4 protein-coding genes are annotated in these 4,020 nt (G+C 70.2%); 2 read left to right on the plus strand and 2 right to left on the minus strand.

Annotation, left to right across the window (positions count from 1 at the left end):
* A partial coding sequence (locus F5972_RS39590; protein ID WP_150940742.1) for a ThuA domain-containing protein occupies window positions 1–310 on the minus strand: 310 nt, incomplete at its 3' end.
* Between the two features lie 133 nt (window positions 311–443).
* On the minus strand, window positions 444–1,730 hold the full coding sequence (locus F5972_RS36655; protein ID WP_150940743.1) for an ROK family transcriptional regulator: 1,287 nt from the start codon (window positions 1,728–1,730) through the stop codon (window positions 444–446).
* A 246-nt stretch (window positions 1,731–1,976) separates the two neighbouring features.
* On the opposite strand from F5972_RS36655, the gene F5972_RS36660 reads away from it, so the two are divergent.
* Both F5972_RS36660 and F5972_RS36665 read left to right on the plus strand, forming a co-directional pair.
* Window positions 1,977–3,275 carry an ROK family transcriptional regulator gene (locus F5972_RS36660; RefSeq protein WP_225312231.1) on the plus strand — a complete coding sequence of 433 codons (1,299 nt, stop codon included), beginning with the start codon at window positions 1,977–1,979 and terminating at the stop codon, window positions 3,273–3,275.
* A 363-nt stretch (window positions 3,276–3,638) separates the two neighbouring features.
* On the plus strand, window positions 3,639–4,020 hold a 382-nt coding region (locus tag F5972_RS36665), incomplete at its 3' end, for an ATP-binding cassette domain-containing protein (protein ID WP_225312232.1).

Here is a 4,020-nt window from a genome sequence, read left to right on the forward strand (position 1 = left end):
CCGCGCTGTCCTCGGTCGTGTCGACCGCGAAGTTGTTGTCCTGACCGAGCTTCTGCACCGCCGCGATCCCCTCGGGGATCGAGTCGTGCCGGAACCCGGTCGTCTTCGAGAAGACGAGCACCTTGAAGTCGGGCGCCGCCGCGGCCGCCGTCGTGGCGGCCTGGGCGCTCACCGGCGCCGCGAGGAGGGTGATTACGGGAGCGGCGAGGGCGATGGCCGTCGTCGCCGCGGTGAGACGTTTCGGACGTCGTCCGCTGGTTGGCAGGGTCGCGTTGAGCGACCTGGCCCACGTTCGAGAACGTGGAAACATGGAGGACCCTTTCCTGACTGGGGGGAAGGTCAGGCAAGGCGCGCGCCGCCGCGCTTGTTGCCACTTGGTTTGTAGTGGATATTCCGGGGTGTTTCGGGGTGCTGGAAGGTGCCGTTCCAGGTCTGTGGGGCCGTCAGTGAACTGCCGGCCGGGGTAATGAATCGAGGATCGAGGTGGGGTCGTTGATGATCTGGTCGACCACCATGCTCGCGGCGCCGCGGGACGCGGCGCCGAAGCCGAGCGTGGAGGCGACGAACCGGCACTGGGCGCCGGAGCCGGCCACCACCAGCCGGTTCAGCTGGTCCTGCGCGTGGGGCAGGAGCCACTGAGCCAGCGAGGCGAAGTAGCCTCCGATCACGATCACGCGGGGGTTGAACAGGTTGGCCAGGATCGAGCCGCCGAGCCCGAGCCATTGACCGACCTGCGCGACCGCCTGCGTCATGCGCCGGTCGCCGGAGGACAGGCCCCGGGCGATGTCGGCCACGCGCTCGTCGGGGTCGGGCACCGGCATCCCGGGCAGCCCGTACGCCTGCTCGGGCATGGCCGCGCGGACCAGTGCGGCCAGCCCGACCTTGGTCTCCCAGCATCCGACGCGGCCGCAGCCGCACTGGTCGCCGTTCGGGTCGACCCGCAGGTGCCCGACCTCGCCGGAGTAGCCGTCCGCTCCGCACAGGAGCCTGCCGCCCGAGATGATGCCACCGCCGACGCCGACCTCTCCGGTGAGATAGACCAGGTCGGGTGTGCCCGCGGCGACGCCCGAGGTGAACTCGGCCAGCGCGGAGAGGTTGGCGTCGTTGTCCACCCTCACCGGCACGTCCAGCGGCCTGAGCATGGAGGTCAGTTCGTCCGCCAGCGGCAGGTCGTGCCAGTAGAGATTCGGTGCGAGCGTCACCACGCCGCGCGTGACGTCCACGAGGCCGGGGACGGCCACCGCGACGCCGGCGGGGACGGCACGGGCACGTTCCATCGCTTCCGCTGCCTCTTTCGCGACGAGCCCGAGGCGGCGGACCGCTCTGTCGGTGCCGCTGCCCATCGCGTCGAAGGCCACGCGGCGCTCGACCAGCACCCGGCCGCTGAGGTCGGTGCCGTGGACCGCGATGTAGTCGACATTGATCTCCAGTCCGAGGGCGCCCACGTGTGCGCCGTGCAGCGCCACGGCCCTTCTTGGCCGTCCGATCGCGCCCACGTGCTCGACACCGACCTCCCGCACCAGCCGCCGTTCGAGCAGCTCGGCCATGAGGTTGGAGACGGTGGCCCGGTGGAGCCCGGTCGCGTCGGCGATGTCGGCGCGGGAAAGGGAGTCGTGGTCGCGCAGCTCGCGCAGCACCAGCGAGAGATTCGCCCTGCGCAGGGCCGCGGGGCCCGCCGCGGGCGACGTCGCGCCGCCCGGGGTGCGGAGGAGGTTCGGCTCGTACGTCACCTGACCCTCACCCGCCCTTTGTTTGTCTCTGAGATCAATTAATCAGCGTTGTAACACGAGGATGTCCGGACCTGCACCCATCTGTCGAGTAACGAGTTGGCATCGTCGGACCAGCCGCAGCTCAACGGCCATATGACCTGGGGGTTACCGGACTGTTACGGAATCTGCAACCGGTTTCAGTCTTGCGCCTGCCGGAAGTCACTGGCATTAATTCGGCGAGCCACACGAACTAATTGAGGGAGAGGCGTGGACCGAAGCAGGGCCGACGGCCGTACGGGCGACTCGCTGAGTCGCGGCCTGTCAGCGGGGGTTCCCGCTGACCAGGCCACCGTGCGCCGTTCCAACCTCGCTCTGGTGCTGCGTCACGTGAGCGCCTCGGGCCCGTGCTCCCGGTCGGCCGTCGCACTCGCGACCGGGCTGAACAAGACCACCGTCACCAGCCTGGTCAGCGAGTTGCAGGCACGCGGGCTGGTGATGGAGACGGGGCCGCAGCACGCGGGCTCCGTCGGCCGCCCGAGCGTCGCGCTCGCCCTCGACGGTTCGCGGGTCGGCGCCCTGGGCGTGGAGGTCAACGTCGACTACATCGCCGCCATCGCCACCGATCTGGCCGGCCGGGTGCTCGTGGACCGACGCGTCGGCTTCGACGCGATGGGGTCCAGCCCGGAGCGCTCCCTCGACGAACTGGCCCTCGTGGTCGAGAAGACTTTGGCCGACCTCGACCGGCTCGGGGTGACGCCCGCGGGGGTCACCGTGGCCATCCCGGGACTGATCGACACGATCACCGGTACCGTCGTCGTGGCGCCGAACCTCGGCTGGCACGGAGTGGCGGTGGCGGAGCGGCTGTCCCAGGCCGGCATCCGCCCGGACATCCCCATCGTTGTGGACAACGACGCCAATCTCGCCGCGCTGGCCGAATACACCTCCGGCTCCGAGGCGGGCACGTCCGACCTTGTTTACCTCACCGGCGAGGTGGGGGTCGGAGGCGGTGTGATCTCCGGCGGGCGACTGCTGGGCGGAGCGGACGGATTCGCCGGGGAGGTCGGCCACATCCTGGTCGATCCCGCCGGTGAGCCCTGCCGCTGCGGCCGCGTCGGCTGCTGGGAGACCAAGGTCGGACTGGCCGCGCTGGTGCGCATGGCCACCCCCGACCGGGCGTACGGCATGGGCCGGCAGGTCGTCCGTGATCCGGAGGAGCGGCTGGCCGAGATCGAGCAGCGGCGGGCGGAAGGCGACCCGAGAGTCGACGCCGCCATCGTGGAAGTGGGCCGGTGGCTCGGGCTCGGGGCGTCGGTGCTGGTCAACCTGTTCAATCCACGAGTGATCGTGCTCGGCGGTTACTTCGCCAGGCTCGCCGACCGGCTCATCCCCGCCGCTCGGCAGGAACTGGAGCGTCTGGGCATGACCGGCGCCGCCGAACGCTGCAGGTTCGTCGCGTCCGATCTCGGCTTCGGCGCCGCGGCGCGTGGAGCGGCCGGGGTCGTCGTCGAACGGGCGCTGTCCGACCCCACCGCCATATCGATCCGACATCCCCTGCCATCGGGGTGATCGAGGACCCCGACCACCTGTCCGGCGGCGGACGCCTCTGTCCGCGGGCCGGTTTCCGACCCTCACTCCTCTGATCAGCCGTCCCCTTCGAACGTCCCGTCCGTCTGACCGTGCTCCCCGCTCGGTACTCCCCCCCCGCCCATCCCGCGTGCCGTGGCGATGGGACATGCGGTCAGGCGGACGGGATCACCACCACCATCCAAGCCAATCCGAGCCCTTTCCCACAAGAACGTCCCGCCCGCCTGTACGGCTGTCCGGAGCCGCGTCGGCATCGTTGACGCCGACATCGGTGCCGTAGCGGCGGTGCCAGCCGGCGCCGTCAGGCGGGCGGGGCCCGGCCGCACCCACCCCTAGGAGGCCTCTGTGCAGCCGTCATCGTCCGAGTCGTCCCTGCTGGAGATGCGAGGCATCGTCAAGCAGTTCCCCGGTGTGCGCGCACTGAACGGCGTCGACCTCGATGTCCGCGTCGGCGAGGTGCACTGCCTGCTCGGCCAGAACGGCGCCGGTAAGTCCACCCTGATCAAGACTCTGGCCGGGGCACACCAGCCCGACGAGGGGACGATCTCCTTCGACGGCCAGGAGGTCCGGCTGACCAGCCCGACCGCCGCGATCAAGCAGGGCATCGCCACGATCTATCAGGAGCTTGACCTGGTGGACGGGTTGAGTGTGGCCGAGAACATTTATCTGGGTCATGAGCGGGCGCGGTTGGGGTTTTCGCGTCGGGGTGAGGCCGAGCGGGCGGCGG

The organism is Microbispora cellulosiformans, from assembly GCF_008728085.1.
In the GTDB taxonomy this organism is placed as follows: Bacteria; Actinomycetota; Actinomycetes; order Streptosporangiales; family Streptosporangiaceae; genus Microbispora; species Microbispora amethystogenes.